Source organism: Ideonella sp. WA131b, from assembly GCA_023657425.1.
Lineage (GTDB): Bacteria > Pseudomonadota > Gammaproteobacteria > Burkholderiales > Burkholderiaceae_C > Rubrivivax.
This window is the reverse complement of sequence record JAGTJW010000003.1, coordinates 422,907-446,897: the sequence shown is the minus strand read 5'-3', so window position 1 is coordinate 446,897 and position 23,991 is coordinate 422,907. Positions and strand designations below refer to the sequence as shown.

Here is a 23,991-nt window from a genome sequence, read left to right as displayed (position 1 = left end):
ATGCGCAGCATCCTCGCGGCGCAGCTGCGCGATCTGGGCGTGGGCCATGTCACGACCGTGCAGCGCACGCGCGAGGCACGCCTGGCACTGGAGCAAGGGCCCTTCGACATCGTGCTGTGCTGCCGCGAGTTCGAGGGCATGCCCGACAACGGCCAGGACCTGCTCGACGAGCTCCGTCGCGAGAACCAGCTGCCGCACAGCACGGTCTTCATCATGCTGTGCTCGGAGGTCACCTATCACCAGGTCGTGGAAGCCGGCGAATCGGCGCTCGACGGCCTGATCATTCGCCCCTGCAGCGCGACGGCGCTGGAGTCGCGGCTGCTCGAGGCACGGAAACGCAAGCGCGAGCTGGACCCCGTGCTGCAGGCTCTGGATTCCGGGCAGGACGAGCAGGCTCTCGCCCTGGCCATTCGTCGCTGGGAAGCCCAGCAGCCGTACGCGCAGTGGTGCGGCCGGCTGGGTGGCGAGTTGCTGCTGAGGCTGGGGCGCACCGGGGAGGCCCGCAGAGTGTTCGAGGCGCTGGCCGACTCGGAGGGCGCGTCGTGGGCGCTGCTGGGCGTGGCGCGCGCCCAGCTGGCCGCGGGCCAGTGGCAGCAGGCGCAGTCCGTGGTGCAGCGTGTGCTGCAGTCCGATCCCGACAACGCCGACGCCCACGAGCTGGACGGTCGGCTGCTGATGGAGCAGAGCCAGTTCGACCGCGCCCTGCAAGCCTACGGCCGGGCCGTGGAGATCACCCCGAGCTGCCTGCTGCGCAACCAGCACGCAGGGGCGCTGGCCTTCTATCAGGGCCAGGCTGCGTCGGCAGCGCAGTGGCTGTCGAGCGCCGTCTCGATCGGATCCCAGAGCAAGCTGTTCGACCCTCTCACGCTGGTGCTGCTCGCCATGCTCCGTGCCGACGCCGGCGACGTGCCGGGCCTGCATGCCGCCGCTTCGCATCTGGCGCTGTACCGGCAACGCTTCGCCGATTCGCCGCGGCTGCAGCGCCTGGGGGACGTCATGGAGGCGCAGGTCATGATGGCCGAGGGCCGTACCCATGTCGCCACGGCGAGCTTGAGCACGCTGTCGGACGCGGCCCGCGACGATGCCTTCGACATCGAGGGCGCCAACCTGCTGCTGGGCCTGTGGGCCCGCACGCCCGCTGGCCAGCGCTTCGGTCCGGAGCATGAGGCGCTGGTGCGCCGGCTGGGTCTGCGCTTCTGCACCGGTCGCGCCATCACCGAGATCCTGATGGCGGCATCGCGGCGAGACGCCACGGTGGTCGGCTGGTTGCAGGCCTGCCAGCAGGCCGTGAGCAGCGTGGCCGAGCGGGCGGTGGAACACTCGCTGGCGGGCAAGCCGGCAGCTGCGCTCGCTTTGCTGCTGGAGCACGCCCGTCAGCATCCCAATGCCAAGCTCATCGAAATGGCCGTGGCTCTGGGCCACCGCGCCATGAAGGCCCGGGGTCACGCGCACCAGCCGGACTTGCAGGCTGCTCTCGACGAAGCCCGGGCCTTGCAGGCCCGCACCCCCCGCGCCGCCAGCCACGTCACGGCCATCCAGCGAAACGGCCGCTCACCGGGCGGCCTGCACCTGCGGGTGCGAGCCCAGGAGACCGCCGATGCAGATGGCAATTGACCGCGAGGTGGCCGACCACAGCGCCCTCGTGGTCGATGCCAACCCGACGAGCCGCAGCGTGCTGCAGGCGCAGTTGCGCGAGTTCGGCTTCGGCACGGTGAAGTGCACGAGCCGCATCGCCGATGCGCGCGAGTTGATCGAAACCCGGGGCTTCAACCTGATCCTGTGCGACGACACCGGTGACGGCGGCGGCCACACCGGCCAGGATCTGCTGGAGGAACTGCGGCGGGAACAGCTGCTGCCCTACTCGACGGTGTTCGTGATGATCACCCCGGAGGCCACCTACGCCTCTGTCGCCGAGGCGGCCGAAGCCGCGCTCGACAGCTTCATGGTCAAGCCGTTCTCGGCGAACGCGCTTTTCGAGCGGCTGAAGGAGGCCCGTCAGCGCAAGCGCGTGCTCAAGACCATCTTCGAGGCCATGGAGGCCAAGGACTTCGAGCGCGCCGCCAACCTTTGCCTGGAGCGGTTCAACGAGCGCCGGCTCTACTGGCTCTACGCCGCGCGCATCGGCGCCGAATTGCTGCTGATGCTCAATCGCAATGAGGAAGCCAAGGCCTTGTACGACGCGGTGATCGCCGCCAAGACGCTGCCTTGGGCCCGGCTGGGCGTGGCGCGGGTGCAGTTGTCTGACGGCGACGTGGCGCTGGCACGCCGAACCTTGGAAGCGCTCGTCAGCTCCGACCCGGATTTCGCCGACAGCTACGATGTGCTGGGCAAGGTGCACATGGAGCAGGGCAACCTCGCCGAGGCCCTGGAGACCTACCGCAAGGCGGCCGAGATGACGCCCGGATGCGTGCTGCGACTTCAGCACGCCGGCACGCTCAGCTTCTATGCCGGCGACGTGCGCAGCGCCGTGCAGCTGCTGGAGCGGACCTGGCAGCTGGGCCACAAGTCCGCGCTGTTCGACGTGCTGTCCATGATGCTGCTGACGCTGCTGCGGTTCGATGCCGGCGACACCAAGGGCCTCGAGGCGGCCTACGACGTGCTGGTCAGGTTCTCCAGCCGCAACCCGGAGTCGGTGCGCCTCGAACGGATGGAGCAGCTCGGCGAAGTCCTGGTGCGGCTGCATCGAGGTCGCCTTCAGGAAGGCCTGACGCTGCTTCGGTGCGAGTCCAAAGACCTGCTGGAGCCCGCGTTCGACATGGAGTCTGCCACCAATGTGGTTTCGGTCTGGACACGGCTGCAACGCCTCGGCGTGGGTACCGACGAGATCGAGTCGGTGATCGGACGAATTGCCCAGCGATTCGCGGTGTCACACGCGACCTGTGAAGTGCTGGTGGCGGCGGCTCGCCACCATCCGGCATCGGCCGCCATCATCCGCGACGCGTACGCACAGGTGATGCAGGTCGCGGAGTCGGCCATGAACCTGTCGCTGAGAGGCCAGCCGACGCGCGCTGTGCAGACGCTGCTGCAGCAAGGCGGTAGCACCGGCAACTCCAAGCTCATCGAGATGGCCGGACTGGTGGCCAAGCGGCATCAAGAGCGCATCGATGGCGTGCGGAAGCTGATGGCGGCACAGTCGGATCTGGCTCGGCGCTACTGCGCCATTGCGACGCACATTGCCGGCGTGCGCCGCAGCAAGCGTTCTTCCGGGGGCATGGTGCTGCGCCGCTGAGCGGTCGGACCGGAGCCGCGGGCGGGGTCAAGAGTGCCGGCCCTGCCCCTGCAAGGCCGCGGCGGCGGCAAGCGCGCGGGTGCGGGCCTGTGGCAGGCCGGACCGCCTTGCGTCGTCAGTACTCGTTGGAGCTGCCGGGCGCCAGGTTGTCGAACTTCGTCAGCGGCTTCAGGAAGGTCAGCTTCACGGTGCCCACCGGGCCGTTTCGCTGCTTGGCGATGATGATCTCCGCGACACCGGGCTCCTTGCAGGCTTCCTTGGTGTAGTACTCATCGCGGTAAATGAACATGATGATGTCGGCGTCCTGCTCGATGGCGCCCGACTCGCGCAGGTCGCTCATCATCGGGCGCTTGTCGGTGCGGCTCTCTACGCTGCGGTTGAGCTGCGACAACGCGATCAGCGGGCACTGCAGCTCCTTGGCCAGCGCCTTGAGGCCGCGAGAGATCTCGCCCAGCTCGGTGGCGCGGTTCTCGTCACTGCCGCCGGAGCCGCTCATCAGCTGAAGGTAGTCGACAACGATCAGTCCCAGCGTGCCGCCGAATTGCCGCGCCATGCGGCGGGCGCGTGCCCTCAGTTCGGCCACCGAGAGTCCGGCTGTCTCGTCGATGAACATGGAGACGCGCCCGAGCTTCTCCACCGCGTCGGCCAGGCGGCCCCATTCGTCGTCGGCCAGCCTGCCGGTGCGCAGGTTCTGCTGGTTGATGCGGCCGAGGCTGCCCACCAGGCGCAACGCCAGCTGCGCCGCGCCCATTTCCATGGAGAACACGAGGACTGGCAGTTCCTCCTTGATGCACACATGCTCGGCGATGTTCAGTGCGAAGGCGGTCTTGCCCATCGATGGACGTGCCGCCAGCACGATGAGGTCCCCCTTCTGCAGGCCGGCCGTCATGCTGTCGAGGTCGTAGTAGCCGGTCCTCACCCCGGTCACGTCGCCCGCCGGGTTCTCTGCCAGCTCGTTGACGCGGTCCATCAGCGCCACCACCAGGCCGCCCATGGGCTGCGGGCCCTGCTGAGAGCGGTTGCCTTCCTCGCCGATCTTGAGGATCTTGCTCTCGGCCTCGTCAAGGATCTGGCTGACCGCGCGGCCTTCGCGATTGAAGGCCGTGGTGGCAATCTCGTCGCTGGCGGCAATCAGCTTGCGCAGCACAGCGCGCTCGCGAACGATTTCCGCGTAGCGTCGCATGTTGGCGGCGCTCGGCACGCTCTGCGCCAGGTCGTTCAGGTACTTCAGCTTGCCGGCGTCGTCCGCCTTGCCCTGGCTCTGCAGGTGCTCGAAGACCGTCACCACGTCGGCGGGCTTGCCGGCCTGGATGAGGCCACGGATGGCGCCGAAGATCAGCCGGTGCTCGTGGCGGTAGAAGTCGCTGTCGGCCAGCAGCTCGGCGGCGCGGTCGAAGGCCAGGTTGTCCAGCAGCAGGCCGCCGAGCACGCTCTGCTCGGCCTCGGTGCTGTGCGGTGGCACGCGCAGGCGCTCGACTTCGTCGTCGCGCGGGGCAGCGGGGTCGCGAAGGGTGCTGAGCAGGTCCATGGTGGGGCCGGGTCGGGGACAAGCCTGTGGACAGCGGCTGCGTCTCCTGTGGAGAACGACAGCCGCCAAATGCAGAAGGCCGGCTTGCGCCGGCCTTCATGGGGCACCTGCAGGATAGCGGCGTCAGTCGGCCTGCGCCACCACCTGCACCGTGACGTCGATAACGACGTCACCGTGCGGCGCCACCGAGACGGTGTGCTCGCCCACCGTCTTGAGCGGGCCATTGGGCATGCGCACCTGCGCCTTCGTCACCGCCAGGCCCGTCTTGGTGAGCGCGTCGGCGATGTCATGGTTGGTGACACTGCCGAACAGGCGGCCGTCGACACCGGCCTTCTGGACGACGCGCACGGTCTTGCCGGACAGTTGCTCGCCCAGCGCACGGGCGGCGTCGAGCTTGGCCTGCGCGGCCTTTTCCAGATCGGCCCGACGGGCCCCGAACTCGGCGATGGCCGCGTCGGTGGCGCGGCGCGCCAGTTTTTGCGGGATGAGGAAATTGCGGGCGTAGCCCTGCTTGACCTTGACGACGTCGCCCAGGTTGCCGAGCTTGCCGACCTTCTCGAGAAGAATGACTTGCATGGTGGGTCCTCCGTCAGACCTTGTGCTGGTCGGAGTACGGCATCAGCGCGAGGAAACGCGCGCGCTTGATCGCGACCGTCAGCTGGCGCTGGAAGAAGGCGCGCGTGCCGGTCAGGCGGGCCGGCGTGATCTTGCCGTTCTCGCTGATGAAATCGCGCAGGACGTCGATTTCCTTGTAGTCGATCTCCTCGACACCGGCGACGGTGAAGCGGCAGAAGCGTTTGCGACGGAACAGCAGACTCTGGCTGTTGCGCTTGGGGCGCTTGTCCTTGGAGAAACGACCTTTACCACGGGGCGGGGGCATATGAAGCTCCTGGCTGAACTCAGTTGGATCCGGAAGGGGTCGGGTTGGCGGGCTCTGCAGCGGGCTCGATCTCGACCTCGGTGATGTGGAACAGAAGACCTCGTCCGTTGCGCTGGCTGGTCAGGAAACCGGCGAAAACACCGGCGCTTCCCAGTGGCAGAGGCTGCAGCGTACGCGTCACTGCCCCGATCGCCACGGCCCGCATCTCGAAAGACACCTGCCGGGGCTGGCCGTCCTCGCTGACCGTGGAACTGTGCGCGAGGCTCAGGTCCAGGGCCGGAAGGCCGGCGGGGGTGTAGCGCATCGCCTGCCGCTGCACCAGGGTGGCCTGCAGAACCAGGCGGTTCATGCCCGTTCATTCGCAGTGCCGCCCTGCGGGCAACGGGGTGGCGGCTTCAGGCCTGGGCCTCCGCGCGTTCCTTGCGGGCTTCCTCGCGCTCGACGGCCTTCATCATCACCGACGGGGCCGTCTCGGCCTTGGCCTTGGCCACCGTCAGGTGGCGCAGCACGGCGTCGTTGAAGCGAAAGCCCGTCTCCAGCTCGTTGAGCGTCTCCTGGCTGCACTCGATGTTGAGGCAGAGGTAGTGCGCCTTGACGAGCTTCTGGATCATGTAGGCCAGCTGGCGGCGGCCCCAGTCCTCGACGCGGTGGACCTTGCCGCCGGCGGCGGTGACGAGGCCCTTGTAGCGTTCCAGCATGGCTGGAACCTGTTCGCTCTGGTCCGGATGGATCAGCAGCACGATTTCATAGTGACGCATGAACACTCCTTGTGGATTCCCGGGCCAAAGCCCGGTGGAAGCCGCCCCGGTGCGTCGGGGGTCCCGGGCATGGTCTGCCTGGGGTCGGGTGCGGCAAGGAAAGCCCACGAGTATAGCCGCTTCCGCGGCCGGATCGGCCCACCTCGGCGCGCCCCGCTCAGGCGCCCACCCAGCGGCGCTGCGCGGCAAGCTTCTGCGCCGCGGCAAAGCCGGCGCCGCCGATCTCGGCGTTCAGGCGCGGCGCCAGGCGCAGCAGCAGCTCGGCCGTGGCCAGGGTGTCGGCCGCGGCCTCATGGCGCGCCGCGCAGGGGATGCCGAGCTCGGCCATCCACTCGTCAAGCGAGCGCGCCCGCAGCTGCGGCATCAGCACGCCGGCCAGCGGCTCAAGGTCGAGCCAGGGGTTGGCCGGCACCGGCAGCTGCGCGGCGCGGCAGGCGCGCTCGATCATCGTGCGGTCGAAGGCGGCGTGGAAGGCCACCAGTGGCGCATCACCCACGAAGCCGGCGAAGCGCTGCAGCGCCTCGGGCCGCGCCACGCCCCCGCGCTGCGCACCGACGCCGATGCCGTGGAGCAGGATGTTGTCGCGATCGGGCCGCCCAGCCTCGTCCGGCTCGTAGCGCAGCACGACCTCGAAGCTGTCGGCCGGCACGATGCGCCAGTGCGGGCCGTCGCGGTGCACGCCCAGCGCGGCGATGGCCAGCAGCCGCGCGCGACGCGCGTCCAGACCGCTGGTCTCGACGTCCAGCACCACCCAGCGCGACTCGGGCAACTCACGGTCGCCGCCAAGCAGGCGCTGCCACCACGCCGCCATCGTGCTCAACGCTGGTAGTCCAGCTGCAGCCGCTGCTGCAGCGTGCGCGCCGCCCGCAGGCTTTCCTTGAGCAGGCGGCGGTCGATGTCGTTGAGGCGCTTCACGTCGATGCGGTTGGGATTGTCGTCGCGCCCGGGCTGCGGGCCGCGGTGGCCCAGTTGCAGCTGCAGCCGCAGCATCTGCAGGAACTCGAACGAGGCCACCCAGCTGCTGCTCTCGCGATCGCTGGCGCCCATCAGCGGCGCCGCCGCCTCCAGCCGCGCACGCGTGCCGCGGGCCGGCAGCCCGTGCGCCAGCGCATACAGGCGCGCCACGTCGACGAAGATGGCCGTGCCCTGCAGCTTGAGGTCGATCCACGCGTGTTCGCCATCCTCGACGGGGTCGAGGCCGCCCCGCCAGTTGAGCGGCGGGGCGTGACGCAGCGAGTTGTCGGCCATCTGCTTGAGGAAGCGCGGCACGCGCGCCGGACCCTGCCCGATCAGCCGCTCCAGCGGTGCCGCGAGCGCCATGTGGCCGGCGATCGGCCGCAGGTCAAGGTAGATGCTGGCATCGAGAAGGTTCTGCGGCGCGCCGTGCTCGATCCAGTGCTCGATGCGCGCTGACCACTCGGCCACGGTCAGGCAGCAGGCCGCGTTGCCGGCCATCACGCCGCCCTTGCACAAGGGATAGCCGGCTCGGTCGAGCGCCTCGTTGACCTCGCGGCCGAAGGCCAGCCAGGCCGTGCGGTCGGCGTCGGGCTCGGTGCTGTCGAACACGAGGCCGTTGTCCTGGTCGGTGGCCACCGTCTGCTCGCTGCGGCCCTCGGAGCCGAAGGCCAGCCAGCAGGCGCGGCCGAGATCGAGCCCGCGGCGCGCCGCCACCAGCTCCACCAGCCGCGTGGCCAGCAGGTCGTTGAGATGGCTCACCAGCTCGGTGAGCTGCCGGGCGTGCACGCCCTGCCCCAGCAGGTTGCGCGCAAACTCGCGGATGCTGCCCGCCAGCTGCACCAGCGTGGCCTCGTCGGGTGCGCCACGCAGACTGCTGCCCAGCTGCTTGAGCGACAGCCGTTGCAGCGCGAACAGGTCCCTCTCGGAAACGATGTTGACGACGCGCCCGTCGCGCACAACGGGTACGTGGCGCACGCCGTGGCGCGACATCAGCATCGCGGCGTCGGACAGCCGGTGCTCGACGCCCAGCGTGTGCACCGGCGCGCTCATCACCTCGCCGATCGGTGTGCTCAGCGGCCGCTGCGGCAGCGTCACGCGGCCCAGGATGTCGTGCCGCGTGAGGATGCCCTGCACCGCACCATCTTCCCCGAGCACGAGCATCGAGCCAACCCGGCGCTCGTGCATCGTGGCCAGCGCCTGGGCCAGTGGCGTCTCGGGCGTGCAGGACAGCGGTGCCTTGGACGGCAGCTCCGCCAGGCGCGTCTCGAGCGACTGTTCGGCCAGCGTCTGCGACGCAAACGCCGCCTGCGTGGCCCGACGAGACAGCTCGAGGAACTTCAGCACACGCGCGTTCAGAAAATCGGCGAAGGGCGCGCTGCTCTGCACCAAGGCTTGCGCGGCCTCGGCCGGCAGGCTCAGGCAGAAGGTGTCTTCGTTGGCGGTGTAGGTGGCCGTGACGGCGCGGCCGGCGAGCAGTGCGCCGACGGGGAACAGGTCGCCCGCCGCGTACTCGATCGGGCCCGTGGTGTCGGCCACGCCGCGCCGGCCGCTGATGCTTCCGCGACGAACAAAAAGCAGCTCGCGCACCGCGCCGCCGGCGGGGTCGAGCACACGCTCGCCGGGCGCGCAGTAGCGCTGCGATGCGGCCCCGAGGTACTGGTCGACATGCTCGGCCTTCATCGCCGAGAACGGCAGGTGCTGCACGAGCTCGGCCCGAAGATGCCCAAGCAGCGACGGCGACGGCGTCGAGCGGCCGGGACTGGTGGCGGTGTCGTTCATGGCGTGCATGCTAGGACTGCTCGCCGGCCCGTGGGGCTGACACGCGTCAAGCCGGCCGCGCGGCCCGCCAATGAAGAAGGGGCCGCCTCGTTGCGGAGGCGGCCCCTCGTCGCCGCAGGCCCGGCGGGGCCCGCGGAGAGACAGACGCTTACTTGGCGCCGGCCAGGTTCGGGTAGCGCACGTGCTCCACCAGTTCCTGGATCTCGCGGTTCGGCGCCTTGGTGAGCATGCTCACGATGATGATCACCGCGAAGCCCAGCGGCACACCGAACACACCCGCCGAGATCGGCGCGATGCCGAGCCAAGTGTAGTCGGGAATCGGACCGGTCACGTTGAACAGGCCGCGCATCCACGGGTGGGTGGTGATCATGTAGTACAGCGTGATGCTCACGCCAGACAGCATGCCCAGCACCGCGCCCCACTTGGTGGCGCGCTTCCAGAAGATGCCCAGCACCAGCGCCGGGAAGAAGCCCGCGGCAGCCAGCGAGAAGGCGGCAGACACCAGGAAGAGGATGTCGGCCATCTTCAGCGACGCCACGTAGGCGGCGGCCAGGGCCACGACCAGCAGCAGCACCTTGGAGATCATCACCCGGCGCGCGGTGGGCGCGTTGGGATCGATCATCTTGTAGTACAGGTCGTGCGACAGCGCGTTGGCGATCGTCAGCAGCAGGCCGTCGGCGGTGGACAGGGCTGCCGCAAGGCCGCCCGCCGCCACCATGCCCGAGATCACATACGGAAGACCCGCGATCTCTGGCGTGGCCAGCACGATGATGTCGCCACCGATGCGCATTTCACCCAGCTGGAAGATGCCGTCCTTGTTGACGTCGGCGATCGACAGCAGCGCGGGATCCACCTTCGCCCAGGCGCCGATCCAGGCCGGCAGCTTGTCGAAAGGCGTGCCCACCAGGACGTTGAACACCTCGTACTTGACGAGCACCGCCAGGGCCGGCGCCGTGAAGTACAGCAGGAAGATGAAGAACAGCGACCAGGTCACCGACTGACGGGCCTCCTTCACCGACGGGGTGGTGTAGTAGCGCATCAGGATGTGCGGCAGCGCGGCCGTGCCGACCATCAGGCAGAACACCAGGGCCAGGAAGTTCCGGCGCGAGGTGTCGTAGGCGGCCTGCGCCTTGGCGTCGCCGTTCGGGTCACCGGCGTACTGCTGCGCGTGGCGCGGCATGCCACCCAGCGGGCCCGTGCGCGCGTCGGCGGCGGCCTTGGCGGCCGTCCAGGCCGTCTTGGCAGCGGCCTCGTCCTTGGGCACGGCAGCCAGGGCCTTCTCGGCCGCCTGGATGTCGGCCAGCGGGGCGTTGGCAGCCTTCAGGTCGTCGACCTTCTTCTGCGCGGCGGCACGGTCGGCGGCCAGGGCGGCCGGAACGTCCTTGAGCTTGGCGGCGAGGTCGTCGCTGCGCTGCTTGAAGACGGCCCGGACCTCCAGTTCCTTCGGGTCGGCGATCAGCTGGGCTTCACGCTCCGTGACCTTCTGCAGCTGCGCACCGTAGATGGCCTGCGGAATGGGCACGCCGGTCTGCTTGACCGACAGCCACACCACCGGGATCAGGTAGGCAACGATCAGGATGATGTACTGCGCGACCTGCGTCCAGGTGACGGCGCGCATGCCGCCCATGAACGAGCACACCAGGATGCCGCCGAGGCCGACGAAGATGCCGATCTCGAAGGCCAGGCCGGTGAGGCGCGTGGTGATCAGGCCCACGCCGTAGATCTGCGCCACCACGTACACGAAGGACACCAGGATCGCGATCAGGATGCCGACGAAGCGCGCGGCATTGCCCTCGTAGCGGGCACCCAGGAAGTCGGGGATCGTGAACTGGCCGAACTTGCGCAGGTACGGCGCCAGGAACAGCGCCACCAGGCAGTAGCCGCCGGTCCAGCCCATGATGAAGGCCAGGCCGCCGTAGCCGCTGAGGTACAGCGTGCCGGCCATGCCGATGAACGAGGCGGCGCTCATCCAGTCGGCGCCCGTGGCCATGCCGTTGTAGACGGCAGGCACGCGACGGCCGGCGACGTAGTACTCCGCCGCATCGTTGGTGCGGCTCATGATGCCGATCCCGGCATACAAGCCCACCGTGGCCAGCAGGAACACGATGCCGATGGCACCGCGGCTCAGGCCCATCTGCTCGGCAATGGCCAGCACAATGATGAAGGCCAGGAAGCCGCCGGTGTACCAGCCGTAGACCTTGTTCAGGCCCTTCTTGAAGGCCGCGTTGGCCTCCTTGTTGGAGACCCCGGTCTGGGGTTCGAAAGACAAGCCTGCCATGTCACTCCTCCTCGGCGACGCCGTGTTCCTGGTCGAGCTTGTTCATGTAGTGGGCGTAGTACCAGATGATCGCCACGTAGATCACGAGCGATCCCTGGGCGCCCATCCAGAAACTGAACGGCCAGCCAAAGAAGTTGAAGCTCAGGTCGCGCGCAAAAAACGCGACCACGTAAGTCACCACGAACCAGATCGCCAACAGGATCGAGGTGATCCTGAGGTTCTTCGACCAGTATCGCTGGTGGTTTTCACTCACCTGCATGGTTGTCACCTCTTCTCAGTGTTCGACCCGGACCGGGCCTGTCTCTCTCTCGAAACTCGGCGGCCGACGGCGCAGATCGCCGTCAGAGCGTGGGCTGCGGCGGCACGAGCCCGGTCTCGCGCGCCAGCTGCGCGGCGACCTTGGGCTCGAAGCCTTGCAGGTGCCTGATGATCTTGATGGCCTCGTCGGGCGCCTGGCGATCCACGTGCACGCGCGCCAACTGGTACCAGCCGTAGGGGCTCATGGGTTGCAGCTCCGTGTTGCGCTTGAGCGCGACCACGGCCTCTTCGTAGCGCTGGAGACGGATGAGCACCAGGCCCATGCCATACCAGGCACGGTCGAGCTTGGGGCTCAACTCGGTGGCTCGGCGGAAGGCCCGGAGCGCGCCCTCCCACTGCTCGGCCTGCTCGAACAGGTAGCCGCGGTTGAACCAATGGCCGGGGTTCTCGGGCTGCAAGCCGACCAGCCGCGCAGAGACGTCCAGTGCATCGGCCGTGCGGCCGGCGTTGGACAGCAGCTGCACGCGGCTTGCCATCACGTACACGTCGTCGGGCCAGCGCGCGGCCATCTCGTCGAAGAGGGACAAGGCCTCAGCATCGCGCCCGATCACCAGCCAGCCGATGGCGCGCCACTTGTCCCAGAGATAGTCGAGGCGGTTCATCCGCGACACCCCGCGTGGCCAAGCTGCTCGCAGAGCAGGAAGCCGCGCTCCACGAAGACGATGAAGCTCACGATCAGCAGCAGCACGAAAGTCAGCACGCCGACCTGTTGGTCAGAGAAGATCTTGGGAACGACCCAGCGCACCGGCACGGTAAACGGCTTGCCGATGACGCGAAGCAGCGTGTAGAAGATGTTCGACTCGCGCTTGGCGCCTGCGAGCGCGTACAGGACGCCCTGGCCCATCAGGGCCAGCAGCGCCACGTACAGCACAACCTGGGCGATGTTGAGGACGGTCAGCATGGGGGGCCCTGAGGCCTGTCAATCCGCTGGCCTGGACTCTTTGTGGGGGCGCTTACGAATGTCTGACGCACCCGCCCGCCTGCATCGCATCCCCGAATAGGTCTTTCCCTAGGTCTCGCCGGGCATGTCCCTCGGCGTGCAAGGGACTCTGATAATCGACTAACCGCGGCCGCTTTTCCGTTCAGCGACGGGCCAGGCGCAGCCAGGTCTCGACCACCGTGTCCGGATTCAGCGAGATCGACACGATGCCTTCCTGCGCCAGCCAGTCGGCGAAGTCCGGGTGGTCGCTGGGGCCCTGGCCGCAGATGCCGACGTACTTGCCGGTGGCACGGCAGGCTGCGATGGCGCGCGAGATCAGCGCCTTGACGGCCGGATCGCGCTCGTCGAAGTCGTGCGCCAGCTGCTCCAGGCCGCTGTCGCGGTCCAGGCCCAGCGTAAGCTGGGTGAGGTCGTTGCTGCCGATGCTCATGCCGTCGAAGTGCTCAAGAAACTGCTCGGCCAGGATGGCATTGCTCGGCACCTCGCACATCATGATCAGGCGCAGGCCGTCGGTCCCCCCATCGGCGGCGCGCCTGAGGCCCTTGTCGGCCAGCATGCCCTTGACGGTCTCGGCCTGCTTCACAGTGCGCACGAAGGGCACCATGATCTCGACGTTGGTGAGGCCCATCTCGGTGCGCACGCGCTTGAGTGCCTCGCACTCCATGGCAAACGCGTCTGCGAAGTCGCCGCTGATGTAGCGGCTGGCGCCACGGAAGCCCAGCATCGGGTTCTCTTCATCCGGTTCGTAGCGCGTGCCGCCGATGAGCTTGCGGTACTCGTTGCTCTTGAAGTCGCTCAGCCGCACGATGACCGGCTTGGGCCAGAAAGCCGCGGCGATGGTGGCCACGCCCTCGGTGAGCTTGTCGACGTAGAAGGCGCGCGGGCTGGCGTGGCCGCGCGCCACGCTCTCCACCGCCTTCTTCAGATCGGCGTCGATGTGGGGGTAGTCCAGGATGGCCTTCGGGTGCACGCCGATGTTGTTGTTGATGATGAACTCCAGCCGCGCCAGCCCGACGCCGCTGTTGGGCATCTGCGCGAAGTCGAAGGCCAGCGTCGGGTTGCCGACGTTCATCATGATCTTGATCGGACAGTACGGCATCTCGCCGCGCGTCACCTCGGTGACCTCGGTCTCGATCAGGCCGTCGTAGATGAAGCCGGTGTCACCCTCGGCACAGCTCACGGTGACCAGCGCGCCTTCGGCCAGCTTGTCGGTGGCGTCGCCGCAGCCCACCACGGCCGGGATGCCCAGTTCGCGCGCGATGATGGCCGCATGGCAGGTGCGCCCGCCGCGGTTGGTGACGATGGCCGCGGCGCGCTTCATCACCGGCTCCCAGTTGGGGTCGGTCATGTCGGTCACGAGAGTGTCGCCGGGCTGCACGCGTTCCATCTCGGCCGTGCTGCGCACCAGGCGAACGGGGCCGGTTCCCACCTTCTGGCCGATGGCGCGGCCCTCGGTCAGCACCGGCGTCTTGCTGTGGTCGCCCTTGAGCCTGAAGCGCTGCTCGACGCCTTGGCCCTGGCTCTTCACGGTCTCGGGTCGGGCCTGCAGGATGTAGAGCTTGCCGTCGATGCCGTCCTTGCCCCACTCCACGTCCATCGGCCGGCCGTAGTGCTTCTCGATGATGACCGCGTACTTGGCGAGCTCGACGGCATCGGCATCGGTGATGGCGTAGCGGTTGCGCTGCTCAGGCGGCGTGTCCAGCGTCTTCACAAGGCGGCTGCCCGCGGCACGGTCGGCCTCGCTGGCGAACTCCATGCGCTGCAGCTTGCTGCCCAGGACGCGGCGGATCACGGGGAAGCGCCCGGCCGCCAGCGTCGGCTTGTGGACGAAGAACTCGTCGGGGTTGACGGACCCCTGCACCACCAGCTCGCCGAGGCCGTAGCTGGCGGTGATGAACACCACGTCGGGAAAGCCGCTCTCGGTGTCGATGGTGAACAGCACGCCGGCGGCGCCCACGTCTGAGCGCACCATGCGCTGCACACCGGCCGACAGCGCCACGTCGGCATGCGCGTAGCCCTTGTGCACGCGGTAGCTGATGGCGCGGTCGTTGTAGAGCGAGGCGAACACCTCCTTCATGTGCAGCAGCACCTCGTCGATGCCGCGCACGTTGAGGAAGGTCTCCTGCTGACCCGCGAAGCTGGCGTCGGGAAGGTCCTCGGCGGTGGCCGAGGAGCGCACGGCGAAGCTGGCCTCGGGCGACTCGGCCGCCAGGCGCTCGTAGTGCGCGCGGACCTCGGTCTCCAGCGCGGCCGGCAGCGGGGCCTCGATCACCCAGCGGCGCACCATGGCGCCGGTCTCGACGAGCGCGCGCACATCGTCGACGTCGAGCCGGGCCAGCGTCTCGGTGATGCGCTGCTCGAGGCCGCCTTCGCGCAGGAAGACGCGGAAGGCATGCGCCGTGGTGGCGAAGCCTCCGGGAACACGCACGCCGGCATGGGCCAGCTGGCTGATCATCTCGCCGAGGCTGGCGTTCTTGCCGCCAACCACCTCGACGTCGGTCATCCTCAGTTGTTCGAAGGGTACGACCAGGGCGGTCGCCAACGATGCCTGTGCCATGGGAAAGCTCCGTGATGGGGGTAAACCGGTGCCCTGGCTGACACCACGCCGATCGTCCTGCTGCCGGCAGCTTGTTCTGCTTGTTCGGGGCCGGTGAGGTTCACGTCGGGGTGGCGAGGCGGGAAAACCCACGGATTCTAGGGACTGTCTCCTTATGATGACCGGATCGCGACAGCCCCCGGCCCGAACCGCCGCCGCCATGCCCGAACGCACCGTGTTCTTTGTCTCGGACGGCACCGGCATCACCGCTGAGACCTTCGGGAATTCCATCCTGGCGCAGTTCTCCGCCAGGCCAAGGCACGTCCGGCGGCCCTTCATCGACACGCCCGACAAGGCGCACCAGGTCCGCGCCGAGATCGATGCCACGGCCGAGCGTGAGGGCCAGCGTCCCATCGTGTTCGTCACCCTGGTGCGTGAGGACGTTCGCGACATCCTCACCGGGGCCCGCGGCGAGGGCTGCAAGGGCCTGGTGATGGACCTGTTCCGCACCTTCGTCGAACCGCTTGAAGAGGAGTTCGGCGTCAAGAGCAACCACCGTGTGGGCCGCTTCTCGGATGTGTCAAGGAGCCAGGAGTACTCCGACCGCATCGAGGCGATCAACTTCAGCCTCGTGCACGACGACGGCCAGAGCGCGCGCAACCTCGAGCAGGCCGACGTCATCCTGCTGGGCGTGAGCCGCAGCGGCAAAACCCCCACCAGCCTGTACCTGGCCATGCAGCACGGCATCAAGGCAGCAAACTACCCGCTGATCCCGGAGGACTTCGAACGCGGCCGCCTGCCCACGCCGCTGGCCCCCTACAAGCGCAAGTGCTTCGGCCTGACCATCGACCCCGACCGCCTCTCGCAGATCCGCCACGAGCGCCGCCCCGGCAGCAAGTACGCCGCGATCGAGAACTGCCGCTACGAGGTCCGCGAGGCCGAGACCATGATGCGGCGCGAGGGCGTGTCGTGGCTGTCGTCCACGCACAAGAGCATCGAGGAGATCGCAACGACGATCCTGCGCGACCTGCGGCCCGACCGGCTCATCTACTGAGCGCCGCCGTCGCGTCGCGCCGACTCGTACAGGCACACCGCCGCCGCCGCCGCCACGTTGAGCGACTCCTCCCCGCCGGGCTGCGGGATGCGCACGGTGTGCGCGCAGCGCGCCAGCAGCACGGCATCGACGCCCTGCCCTTCGTGGCCCATCACCCAGGCGCAGGGCGCCGGCAGTGCGGCGTGGGGCAGTGCCGCGCCGGCGTGCGAGCTGGTGGCCACCAGCGGCACGGCCAGCCCGTCCAGCAGCGCCGGCTCGGCACCGTCGATCAGCGCCAGGCCGAAGTGCGCGCCCATCCCGGCGCGCAGCACCTTGGGGCTCCACAGCGCGGCCGTGCCCTTGAGCGCGATCACCTGGCGCACGCCGAAGGCTGCCGCGCTGCGCAGCATGCTGCCGACGTTGCCGGCATCCTGCACGCGGTCCAGCACCAGCGTGTGTGCGCCGGGCTGCAGCGCGGCTGCGGGCGGCAGCTCGACGAGGAAGCCCATCAGCGCCGGGCTCGGCAGGCTGCTGATGCCGGCAAACAGCGCCGCCGGCACCAGCACCACGCGCTCGGCCCCGGCGGCCAGGGCGCGCAGGGCCGGCTGCTGCCAGGCTTCGTCGGTGAACACGGCCTGCGCAGCCCGGCCCCCGCGCTGCACGAAGGCGCGGCAGAGGTGGTCGCCCTCCAGCCAGGTCTGGCCGACGCGGCGGTAGCCCGTGGCGTCTTGCGCCAGCCGGCGCAGGCGGACGAGCAGCGCGTTGTCTCGCGAGGCGATGCGCTGCAGGTCGCTCAAGATCCGCCCTCCCCGCGCAGGCAGGCGCGCACGGGCGCGTAGCTGCGCCGGTGCTCCGGGCACGGCCCGTGGGTGCGCAGCGCGGCCAGGTGCGCGGGCGTGGGATAGCCCTTGTGGCCTTCGAAGCCGTAGAGCGGGAACCGCGTGTGCAGCTCGGCGCAGAGCCGGTCGCGCGTGACCTTGGCAAGGATCGAGGCTGCCGAGATGGCCGCCACCTGGGCGTCGCCCTTGATGACGGCCGCCACCGGCATGGGCAGCATGGGGACGCGGTTGCCGTCCACCACGACGCGGTGCGGCGGCAGGCGCAACCCGTCGACGGCACGACGCATCGCCAGCAGCGTGGCCCGCAGGATGTTCAGGCGGTCGATTTCGTCGACACTGGCCAAGGCGACGCTGCAGCACAGCGCGCGGGCGCGGATCTCGTCGAACAGCCCCTCGCGCTTGCGCGCCGTGAGCGCCTTGGAGTCGGCCAGCCCGCGGATGGGCTGCAGGTCGTCGAGGATGACGGCCGCCGCCACCACCGGCCCCGCGAGCGGGCCGCGGCCGGCCTCGTCGACACCGGCCACCAGGCCCGGCCGGTCCCATCCCGGGCCGAGCTGCTCAAAGCGAAAAGACTTGCGCGAGGGCATCGGTGGCGCGCCTGGCCGTATCCTGGCGCAGCAGCAGGTGCATGTCGACGAAACGCGCCGCCACGCGCTCGCGCCGTGGCGCGTCGCCCAGCCACTCGAGCACGTCGCGCTCGAGCCGTTCGGGGTTGCAGTGTTCCTGGATGCGCTCGGGCACGAGAAACTCGCCCGCCAGGATGTTGGGCAGCCCCACCCAGGGCTGGTAGGCCATGCGCTTCATGAGTTGCCAGCTCCAGGGGTGCATGGCGTAGCCGATGACCATGGGCCGCTTGAAGAGCGCCGCCTCCAGCGTGGCCGTGCCGCTGGCGATGAGCGTCAGGTCGCAGGCGGCCAGCGCGGCGTGGCTCTGGCCATCGAGCAGCCGCAGACCGGCGTCGGGGGCGTGCTGCGCCACGAGCGGCTCCACCAGGCCCCGCAGGCCCGGCGCCACCGGCAACACGAAGCGCAACCCTGGCCGCGAGCGGGCCAGCCGCGCCACCGCCTGCAAGAAGCGCGGTGCGATGGCGAGGATCTCGCTCTTGCGGCTGCCGGGCAGCACGGCCAGCACCTCGTCGTGCTCGCCCAGGCCCAAAGCGGCGCGGCTGGCCTGCCGCGGCGGCTGCAGCGGGATGGCATCGGCCAGCGGATGCCCCACGTAGCTGGCCGCCACGCCGTGCCGGGCGAGCAGCTCGGGCTCGAAGGGGAACAGGCACAGCACGTGGTCGCAGCTCTCGGCCATCTTCCGGGCTCGGCCGCCGCGCCAGGCCCAGATGCTGGGACACACGAAGTGCACGGTGCGGACGCCGCCGGCCTTGAGTCGCTTCTCAAGGCCGAGGTTGAAGTCCGGCGCGTCAATGCCCACGAAGCCGGCCGGACGCTCGCGCAGCAGGCGGTCGCCGAGCGCGTCCCGAATGGCCTTGATGCCGCGGTAGTGGCGCAGCACCTCGACGTAGCCGCGCACGGCGAGGCGGTCGCTGGGCCACCAGGCGTCGAAGCCCAGCGCGCTCATCCTCGGGCCGCCGATGCCAGCCGTCTGCAGCGCAGGCCAGCGGGCCCTGACACCGCCCAGCAGCAAGGAGGCGAGCAGGTCGCCAGAGGTCTCGCCCGCGACCATGGCCAACTGCATGGCCGCGTGCTCCCTATCTCACGATGCCGCGGGTGGACGCGGCGAGGAAATCGAGCAGCCTGTCGACGTCGGCGTCACCACCTTCGACCGTGCCCTTCAGCTCGGAGAGTGCGACCTTGGCCACCTCGAGCGTGAGGCCCTCTCGGTACAGCAGCCTGTGCATCTGCTTGACGAGTCCGATGCGTTCGCGGCTGAAGCCGCGCCGACGCAGGCCCTCGGCGTTGAAGCCGTGCACCGCGAGCGGATTGCCCGACACCGTCATGTAGGGCGGCACGTCCTGGCTCACGTGGCTCTGGAAGCCCGTCATCGCATGCGCGCCGATGTGGCAGAACTGGTGGATGCCGGAAAGGCCGCCGATGATGGCCCAGTCATCCACATGAACGTGGCCGGCCAGGGTGGCGTTGTTGGCCAGTATGGTGTGACTGCCCAGCTGCACGTCGTGCGCCAGGTGCACGTAGGCCATGATCCAGTTGTCGTTGCCAACCCGCGAGACGCCCGCGTCCTGCGCCGTGCCGCGACTGAAGGTGCAGAACTGGAACACCGTGTTGCCGTCGCCGATGACGAGCTCGGTGGGCTCGCCGGCGTACTTCTTGTCCTGCGGCGCCAGGCCCAGGGCGTTGTGGCTGCCGATGCGGTTGTTGCGCCCGATGGTGGTGGGCCCTTCGATCACACAGTGGGGGCCGATCGTGGTGCCTTCGCCGATGCGCACGCCAGGGCCGATGAGGGTGTAGGCCCCGATCAGGACGCCGTCGTCGAGCTCGGCGGCCGCGTCCACCAGCGCCGTTGCATGCACGCGCGCCGGCATCAGCCCACCTTGCGCATCGTGCACATCAGCAGCGCTTCGGCGGCCAGATGGCCGTCGACGGTGGCACGGGCCTTGTAGCGGAAGATGCCCGCCTTCTGCCGTTCGATGGCGGCCTCGAGGATGAGTTGATCGCCCGGCCCCACGGGGCGCTTGAAGCGGGCCTCGTCGATGCCCGCGAAGTACACCACCGTGTTGTCGCCCGGCTCGGTGCCCTCGCTCTCAAAGCTCAGCAGCGCAGCGGCCTGCGCCAGCGCCTCCAGCATCAGCACGCCCGGCATCACCGGCCGGGCCGGAAAGTGCCCCTGGAAGAACGGCTCGTTGATGGTGACGTTCTTCAGCGCCTTGATGCGCACGTGGTGCTCGATTTCCAGCACCCGGTCGACCAGGATGAAGGGGTAGCGGTGCGGCAGCTTGCGCAGGATGTGTTGGATGTCGAGCATGGTGTGGTCCGGTACCCCGCGGTCGGCGCACCTGGTGGCGCATCAGGCGTTCTTCTTTTCCAGCGTGCGCAGGCGTTCGCGCAATGTGTGCAGCTGGCGCAGAGTCGCAGCGTTCTTCTCCCAGGCGGCATTGTCGTCGAAGGGGAAGGCCCCGCTGTACTGACCCGGCTTGTGGATCGAGCGCGTGATCAGCGTTGCCGCGGTGATGTGCACGTGGTCGACGATCTCCAGGTGCCCCAGGATGATGGCCCCACCGCCGGCTGTGCAGTGGCGCCCGATGCGCGCGCTGCCGGCCACGCCGACGCAGCCTGCGAACGCGGTGTGGTCGCCGATGCGGACGTTGTGGCCGATCTGCACGAGGTTGTCGAGCTTGACGCCGTCGCCCAGCACGGTGTCATCGAGTGCACCACGGTCGATGCAGGTGTTGGCGCCGATCTCGACTTGGTCACCGATGCGCACCGCACCAAGCTGCTCGATCTTGTCCCAGCGCCCCTCGTGCGGTGCAAAGCCGAAGCCGTCGGCGCCGATGACCGCACCGCCATGCACGATGCCGTGCTCGCCGATGCGGCAGGCGTCGGACAACAACACGCGAGCCTTCAGCCAGGTGCCGGCTCCGACCGAGGCCCCCTCGCCGACGTGACACTGCGGACCGATGACCGCACCGGGCCCGATGCGCGCGCCACGACTCAGGACGCACAGCGGGCCCACCGAAGCGTCGGCCGCGATGATGACGCCTTCTTCCACCACTGCCGTGGGGTGCACACCGGGCACGGGCGGCCGGCGCGTGCGCGCCGCCCACCACTGCGTCAGACGCGCAAAGGCGTGGTAGGGATCGGAGCACACCAACGCCGCACCGCGCGCCGCCGCCGCGTCGGCAAGCGCCTGTCCGACGATCACGCAGCCGGCCTGCGAGTGCGCCAGTTGAACCTGGTAGCGCGGGTTGGCCAGGAAGCTGATGGTCTGGGCATCCGCCGTCTCCAGGGGACCCAGACGTTCGATCAGCGCATCCGCGTCGCCCCGCAACTCCGCGCCCAGGTGCTGCGCCAGCACGCCCAGGCGAACCGGCCCGTGCGGCGTCATGCGCGCGCCCGCCGCCCTCAGCGCGGCGCTGGAGCCGGCGTCGCAGCGGCCGGCGCGTTCAGAACGCGGATCACTTTGTCCGTGATGTCCACACGCGTGCCAGCGAAGATCACTTCCTGCAGGATCAGGTCGTACTTCTCGCTGTCGAAGATCTGCTTGATCGCGCGGTTGGCGCGCTCCACCACGGCCGACAACTCCTCGTTGCGGCGCTGGTTGAGGTCTTCCTGGAACTCGCGGCGCTTGCGCTGCAGGTCGCGGTCCTGCTCGACGAGTTCACGCTCGCGGCGACTCCTGTCGCCGGCGGCCAGCGTGGGAGCGTCTTTCTCAAGCCGGTCGGCGGCGGCCTTCAGGCGCTGCTCGGCCTCGGTCATCTCGCGCTGGCGCTTGCTGAACTCGGCTTCGAGCTTGCGCTGAGCAGCCTGCGCGGGCGCCGCCTCGCGCAGCACGCGCTCGCTGTTGACGTAGCCGATCTTGAGCTCCTGCGCCGAGACCGTGGGTGCCGCAGCCAAACCAGCCGCGGCAATGGCCACCGCGGCCAGGCCGCAGGTCACCGGGGAGCGAGCGAACGTCTTCATCAAAAGGCAGTCCCGATCTGAAATTGGAAGCGTTGGATTCTATCGTTGCGCTGCACCTGGATCGGCCGGCCCCAGCTGAGCTTCAACGGGCCCACCGGGGAGATCCAGCTCAGGCCAACGCCCACAGAGGCGCGCAGCGAGTCCCAGGTGACCCGCTCCTGCTCGGCCCACACGTTGCCGGCATCGGCAAAGGCGAAGATGCGCAGGGTACGGTCGTTGCCCGAGCCCGGCACCGGAAAGTACAGCTCGGTGTTGACGTTGAAGCGCTTCGCGCCGCCGATGTAGGCACCGGTTGGGTCCACTGTGCCCAGCGAGTTCTGCTCGAACGCGCGCACGGTGCCCAGGCCACCGCCGTAGAAGTTCTTGAAGACCGGGTACGGGCTGCCGCCGAGGCCCTTGCCCAGGCCCAGTTCGGCGTTCACGCCCAGCGTCAGGCGGTAGGGCAGCGACCAGTACTCCTGATACTGCACGTTGGTCTTGAGGTAACGCACCTCGCCCGCGAACGAATACTCGAACAGCACGCGCTGGAACCGACCCGCGCTGGGCACGAGCAGGCTGTCTCTGCCATCGCGAGCCCAGCCTACGGTTGTGGTGAAGGAATCGGCGTTGTTGCCGTACAGTGCGCGGAAGTTCAGCCATGACAGTGGCAGGCCCACCGAAGTGCCGAGCTCGGTGCGCTCCCAGCCCAGACCCACGAACACGGTGTCGAGCTCGGAGAACGGCACACCGAAGCGCACCGACAGACCCGGCGTACGGAGGTCGTAGCTCTCGAGCAGGAAGTTCACGGGCCGCGCGGTCCGGTAGAAGGCATCGACCGCCATCGAGATGCCGTCGACCGTGAAGTAAGGATCCACCGTGCGGAGCGACAGCTGCCGGTTGAAGCGGCTGGTGTTGATCTCGAAACCCAGGCTGCGACCCGAGCCGAAAGCATTGTCCTGGCTGACCGAGGCACTGAAGGTCAGCTTCTCGGCGTTGGAATAGCCGGCACCGATGGCGAGGTTACCGGTGGGCTTTTCCTTCACGGTCACCACGAGATCGGCCTGGTCGGGAGCGCCGGGCACCTCGTTGGTCTCGATCTCGACGTTCTCGAAGTAGCCCAGGCGATCGACTCGCTGCTTGCTGAGCTGGATCAGGCTGCCGTTGTACCAGGCGCTCTCGAGCTGGCGGAACTCGCGCCGCACGACCTCGTCGCGGGTGCGCGTGTTGCCGGCGACCTCGATGCGCCGCACGTAGACACGGCGCGATGGCTCGGCCGCCATCACCACCGCCACCTGCCCGGTGGCGCGGTCGATCTCGGTGCGGGGCTCGACTCGGGCGAAGGCGTAGCCGTATTGCCCGAACAACTCCTGGAAGCGGCGCTGCGAGGCCGTGACGGCATCACCGCGGAACGGCTGCCCCGCCTGCAGCAGCACGAGCCGGCGGAACTCTTCGTCGCGGCCCAGGTACTCGCCCTCCAACCGCACGGCCGTCACGGTGTAGGGCTGGCCCTCGCGGATGTTGATGGCGATCGAGATCGTCTGTTTGTCGGGCGAGATCGTGACCTGCGTCGAATCGACCGCGAACTCGAGGTAGCCGCGGTTGAAGTACCAGGCGCGCAGCTTCTCGAGATCGGCATTGAGCTTGGTGCGCGAGTAGCGGTCGGACTTGGTGTACCAAGTGAACCAGCCACTGGGCGTGAGCTCGAACTGCTCCAGCAACTCGCGCTCGCTGAACACGCGGGTGCCGGAGATGCGCACCTCGGCGATGCGCGCGGCTTCGCCCTCGTTCATGGTGAAGGTGACGCTGACGCGGTTGCGCTCCAGCGGCGTCACCGTTGTCGTGACCTCGGCGCCGTAGAGGCTGCGGCTCAGGTACTGGCGCTTGATCTCCTGTTCGGCACGGTCGATCAGCGCGCGGTCGAAGGGCAGGCCCTCGCCGATGCCGGCGTCTTTCAGGCTCTTGGTCAGCGGATCTTTGTCGAACTCCTTCAGGCCGACGAAGGTGACGGCAGCGATGATCGCCCGCTCCTCGACGACGACGACGGTCGCGCGATCCTGGATCTCAAGCCGCACATCCTTGAACAGGCCGGTGGCAAACAACGCGCGCACGGCCGCCGATCCCTTGTCGTCGGTGTAGGTGTCGCCGATCCGGAACGGCAGCGTCGCGAAGACGGTGCCCGGGTCGGTGCGCTGCAGACCCTCGATCCGGATGTCGGCAATGACGAAGGGCTCGACAGCCCGCGGAAGGGTCTGCGCGGACAGGCCGCCGGCCGCGGCCGCCACGAGAACGGCGACGACGCGGCGCAGCGGCGCCAGGGACGAGGCCTGTAGGGAGGATGGGAACATGAG

The 23,991-nt window shown here is 68.8% G+C and carries 23 protein-coding genes; 3 read left to right on the top strand and 20 right to left on the bottom strand.

The genetic code is table 11. From position 1 onward, the window contains the following. Both KA711_17235 and KA711_17230 read left to right on the top strand, forming a co-directional pair. A complete protein-coding gene (locus tag KA711_17235; protein ID MCM0610710.1) occupies positions 1 to 1,614 on the top strand; it encodes a tetratricopeptide repeat protein in 1,614 nt (537 codons plus the stop codon). After that, complete coding sequence (locus KA711_17230; GenBank protein MCM0610709.1) at positions 1,598 to 3,229, top strand: response regulator; 1,632 nt, start codon at positions 1,598 to 1,600, stop codon at positions 3,227 to 3,229. The genes KA711_17235 and KA711_17230 overlap by 17 nt, the downstream gene beginning before the upstream one ends. A gap of 115 nt (positions 3,230 to 3,344) precedes the next feature. Here KA711_17230 and dnaB read toward each other — a convergent pair whose 3' ends face one another. The 12 genes from dnaB to ppsA all read right to left on the bottom strand — a co-directional run bounded on the left by dnaB (position 3,345) and on the right by ppsA (position 15,224). Continuing rightward, complete coding sequence (dnaB, locus tag KA711_17225; GenBank protein MCM0610708.1) at positions 3,345 to 4,757, bottom strand: replicative DNA helicase; 1,413 nt, start codon at positions 4,755 to 4,757, stop codon at positions 3,345 to 3,347. Positions 4,758 to 4,880: 123 nt separating this feature from the next. After that, a complete protein-coding gene (rplI, locus tag KA711_17220; GenBank protein ID MCM0610707.1) occupies positions 4,881 to 5,333 on the bottom strand; it encodes a 50S ribosomal protein L9 in 453 nt (150 codons plus the stop codon). Positions 5,334 to 5,346: 13 nt separating this feature from the next. Then, on the bottom strand, positions 5,347 to 5,637 hold the full coding sequence (rpsR, locus tag KA711_17215; protein MCM0610706.1) for a 30S ribosomal protein S18: 291 nt from the start codon (positions 5,635 to 5,637) through the stop codon (positions 5,347 to 5,349). A 19-nt stretch (positions 5,638 to 5,656) separates the two neighbouring features. After that, positions 5,657 to 5,986, bottom strand: coding sequence for a primosomal replication protein N (gene priB / locus KA711_17210; protein MCM0610705.1), 330 nt, complete (start codon positions 5,984 to 5,986; stop codon positions 5,657 to 5,659). Positions 5,987 to 6,032: 46 nt separating this feature from the next. Further along, the gene (gene rpsF / locus KA711_17205) at positions 6,033 to 6,395 is read right to left on the bottom strand and encodes a 30S ribosomal protein S6 (GenBank protein MCM0610704.1); all 363 of its coding nucleotides are present in this window, start codon (positions 6,393 to 6,395) and stop codon (positions 6,033 to 6,035) included. Between the two features lie 157 nt (positions 6,396 to 6,552). After that, a complete protein-coding gene (locus tag KA711_17200) occupies positions 6,553 to 7,215 on the bottom strand; it encodes a 3'-5' exonuclease (protein ID MCM0610703.1) in 663 nt (220 codons plus the stop codon). Further along, complete coding sequence (locus KA711_17195) at positions 7,212 to 9,140, bottom strand: CBS domain-containing protein (GenBank protein MCM0610702.1); 1,929 nt, start codon at positions 9,138 to 9,140, stop codon at positions 7,212 to 7,214. Before KA711_17195 ends, KA711_17200 begins: the two co-directional genes overlap by 4 nt. 139 nt (positions 9,141 to 9,279) lie before the next feature. Further along, positions 9,280 to 11,409, bottom strand: coding sequence for a cation acetate symporter (locus tag KA711_17190; protein ID MCM0610701.1), 2,130 nt, complete (start codon positions 11,407 to 11,409; stop codon positions 9,280 to 9,282). Position 11,410: 1 nt separating this feature from the next. Further along, positions 11,411 to 11,668: a DUF4212 domain-containing protein gene (locus KA711_17185; protein ID MCM0610700.1), complete on the bottom strand. Its 258-nt coding sequence runs from the start codon at positions 11,666 to 11,668 to the stop codon at positions 11,411 to 11,413. Between the two features lie 82 nt (positions 11,669 to 11,750). Beyond that, a complete protein-coding gene (locus tag KA711_17180) occupies positions 11,751 to 12,329 on the bottom strand; it encodes a tetratricopeptide repeat protein (GenBank protein ID MCM0610699.1) in 579 nt (192 codons plus the stop codon). Next, positions 12,326 to 12,628 carry a hypothetical protein gene (locus tag KA711_17175; protein ID MCM0610698.1) on the bottom strand — a complete coding sequence of 101 codons (303 nt, stop codon included), beginning with the start codon at positions 12,626 to 12,628 and terminating at the stop codon, positions 12,326 to 12,328. Before KA711_17175 ends, KA711_17180 begins: the two co-directional genes overlap by 4 nt. 181 nt (positions 12,629 to 12,809) lie before the next feature. Continuing rightward, entirely contained in the window at positions 12,810 to 15,224 is a 2,415-nt protein-coding gene (gene ppsA, locus KA711_17170; protein ID MCM0610697.1) for a phosphoenolpyruvate synthase, read from the bottom strand. Between the two features lie 199 nt (positions 15,225 to 15,423). On the opposite strand from ppsA, the gene KA711_17165 reads away from it, so the two are divergent. Next, on the top strand, positions 15,424 to 16,257 hold the full coding sequence (locus tag KA711_17165) for a kinase/pyrophosphorylase (GenBank protein MCM0610696.1): 834 nt from the start codon (positions 15,424 to 15,426) through the stop codon (positions 16,255 to 16,257). Here KA711_17165 and KA711_17160 read toward each other — a convergent pair. From KA711_17160 to bamA, 8 genes are read right to left on the bottom strand one after another with little or no spacing between them, the layout of a single operon-like run. After that, positions 16,251 to 17,036: an RNA methyltransferase gene (locus KA711_17160; protein MCM0610695.1), complete on the bottom strand. Its 786-nt coding sequence runs from the start codon at positions 17,034 to 17,036 to the stop codon at positions 16,251 to 16,253. The two genes, KA711_17165 and KA711_17160, sit on opposite strands and share 7 nt — an antisense overlap. After that, on the bottom strand, positions 17,030 to 17,662 hold the full coding sequence (rnhB, locus tag KA711_17155; GenBank protein ID MCM0610694.1) for a ribonuclease HII: 633 nt from the start codon (positions 17,660 to 17,662) through the stop codon (positions 17,030 to 17,032). The genes KA711_17160 and rnhB overlap by 7 nt, the downstream gene beginning before the upstream one ends. Next, complete coding sequence (gene lpxB / locus KA711_17150) at positions 17,634 to 18,764, bottom strand: lipid-A-disaccharide synthase (GenBank protein ID MCM0610693.1); 1,131 nt, start codon at positions 18,762 to 18,764, stop codon at positions 17,634 to 17,636. The genes rnhB and lpxB overlap by 29 nt, the downstream gene beginning before the upstream one ends. Positions 18,765 to 18,777: 13 nt before the next feature. Further along, complete coding sequence (gene lpxA / locus KA711_17145; protein ID MCM0610692.1) at positions 18,778 to 19,569, bottom strand: acyl-ACP--UDP-N-acetylglucosamine O-acyltransferase; 792 nt, start codon at positions 19,567 to 19,569, stop codon at positions 18,778 to 18,780. After that, the gene (gene fabZ, locus KA711_17140; protein ID MCM0610691.1) at positions 19,569 to 20,009 is read right to left on the bottom strand and encodes a 3-hydroxyacyl-ACP dehydratase FabZ; all 441 of its coding nucleotides are present in this window, start codon (positions 20,007 to 20,009) and stop codon (positions 19,569 to 19,571) included. Before fabZ ends, lpxA begins: the two co-directional genes overlap by 1 nt. A 42-nt stretch (positions 20,010 to 20,051) precedes the next feature. After that, a complete protein-coding gene (gene lpxD / locus KA711_17135) occupies positions 20,052 to 21,089 on the bottom strand; it encodes a UDP-3-O-(3-hydroxymyristoyl)glucosamine N-acyltransferase (GenBank protein ID MCM0610690.1) in 1,038 nt (345 codons plus the stop codon). A 17-nt stretch (positions 21,090 to 21,106) separates the two neighbouring features. Then, a complete protein-coding gene (locus KA711_17130; protein ID MCM0610689.1) occupies positions 21,107 to 21,664 on the bottom strand; it encodes an OmpH family outer membrane protein in 558 nt (185 codons plus the stop codon). Further along, a complete protein-coding gene (gene bamA / locus KA711_17125) occupies positions 21,664 to 23,988 on the bottom strand; it encodes an outer membrane protein assembly factor BamA (protein MCM0610688.1) in 2,325 nt (774 codons plus the stop codon). Before bamA ends, KA711_17130 begins: the two co-directional genes overlap by 1 nt. Positions 23,989 to 23,991: the final 3 nt, after the last annotated feature.

Excerpts from the sequence above, each read along its gene's own strand:
- ppsA (MCM0610697.1), bottom strand. The coding sequence starts at position 15,224 with ATGGCACAGGCATCGTTGGCGACCGCCCTGGTCGTACCCTTCGAACAA.
- KA711_17180 (MCM0610699.1), bottom strand. The coding sequence starts at position 12,329 with ATGAACCGCCTCGACTATCTCTGGGACAAGTGGCGCGCCATCGGCTGG.
- rplI (MCM0610707.1), bottom strand. The coding sequence starts at position 5,333 with ATGCAAGTCATTCTTCTCGAGAAGGTCGGCAAGCTCGGCAACCTGGGC.
- KA711_17195 (MCM0610702.1), bottom strand. The coding sequence starts at position 9,140 with ATGCACGCCATGAACGACACCGCCACCAGTCCCGGCCGCTCGACGCCG.
- rnhB (MCM0610694.1), bottom strand. The coding sequence starts at position 17,662 with ATGCCCTCGCGCAAGTCTTTTCGCTTTGAGCAGCTCGGCCCGGGATGG.
- priB (MCM0610705.1), bottom strand. The coding sequence starts at position 5,986 with ATGAACCGCCTGGTTCTGCAGGCCACCCTGGTGCAGCGGCAGGCGATG.
- KA711_17165 (MCM0610696.1), top strand. The coding sequence starts at position 15,424 with ATGCCCGAACGCACCGTGTTCTTTGTCTCGGACGGCACCGGCATCACC.
- lpxA (MCM0610692.1), bottom strand. The coding sequence starts at position 19,569 with ATGCCGGCGCGCGTGCATGCAACGGCGCTGGTGGACGCGGCCGCCGAG.
- rpsF (MCM0610704.1), bottom strand. The coding sequence starts at position 6,395 with ATGCGTCACTATGAAATCGTGCTGCTGATCCATCCGGACCAGAGCGAA.
- KA711_17130 (MCM0610689.1), bottom strand. The coding sequence starts at position 21,664 with ATGAAGACGTTCGCTCGCTCCCCGGTGACCTGCGGCCTGGCCGCGGTG.
- KA711_17185 (MCM0610700.1), bottom strand. The coding sequence starts at position 11,668 with ATGCAGGTGAGTGAAAACCACCAGCGATACTGGTCGAAGAACCTCAGG.
- KA711_17190 (MCM0610701.1), bottom strand. The coding sequence starts at position 11,409 with ATGGCAGGCTTGTCTTTCGAACCCCAGACCGGGGTCTCCAACAAGGAG.
- rpsR (MCM0610706.1), bottom strand. The coding sequence starts at position 5,637 with ATGCCCCCGCCCCGTGGTAAAGGTCGTTTCTCCAAGGACAAGCGCCCC.
- lpxB (MCM0610693.1), bottom strand. The coding sequence starts at position 18,764 with ATGCAGTTGGCCATGGTCGCGGGCGAGACCTCTGGCGACCTGCTCGCC.
- KA711_17175 (MCM0610698.1), bottom strand. The coding sequence starts at position 12,628 with ATGCTGACCGTCCTCAACATCGCCCAGGTTGTGCTGTACGTGGCGCTG.
- KA711_17230 (MCM0610709.1), top strand. The coding sequence starts at position 1,598 with ATGCAGATGGCAATTGACCGCGAGGTGGCCGACCACAGCGCCCTCGTG.
- KA711_17235 (MCM0610710.1), top strand. The coding sequence starts at position 1 with ATGCGCAGCATCCTCGCGGCGCAGCTGCGCGATCTGGGCGTGGGCCAT.
- dnaB (MCM0610708.1), bottom strand. The coding sequence starts at position 4,757 with ATGGACCTGCTCAGCACCCTTCGCGACCCCGCTGCCCCGCGCGACGAC.
- bamA (MCM0610688.1), bottom strand. The coding sequence starts at position 23,988 with ATGTTCCCATCCTCCCTACAGGCCTCGTCCCTGGCGCCGCTGCGCCGC.
- fabZ (MCM0610691.1), bottom strand. The coding sequence starts at position 20,009 with ATGCTCGACATCCAACACATCCTGCGCAAGCTGCCGCACCGCTACCCC.
- lpxD (MCM0610690.1), bottom strand. The coding sequence starts at position 21,089 with ATGACGCCGCACGGGCCGGTTCGCCTGGGCGTGCTGGCGCAGCACCTG.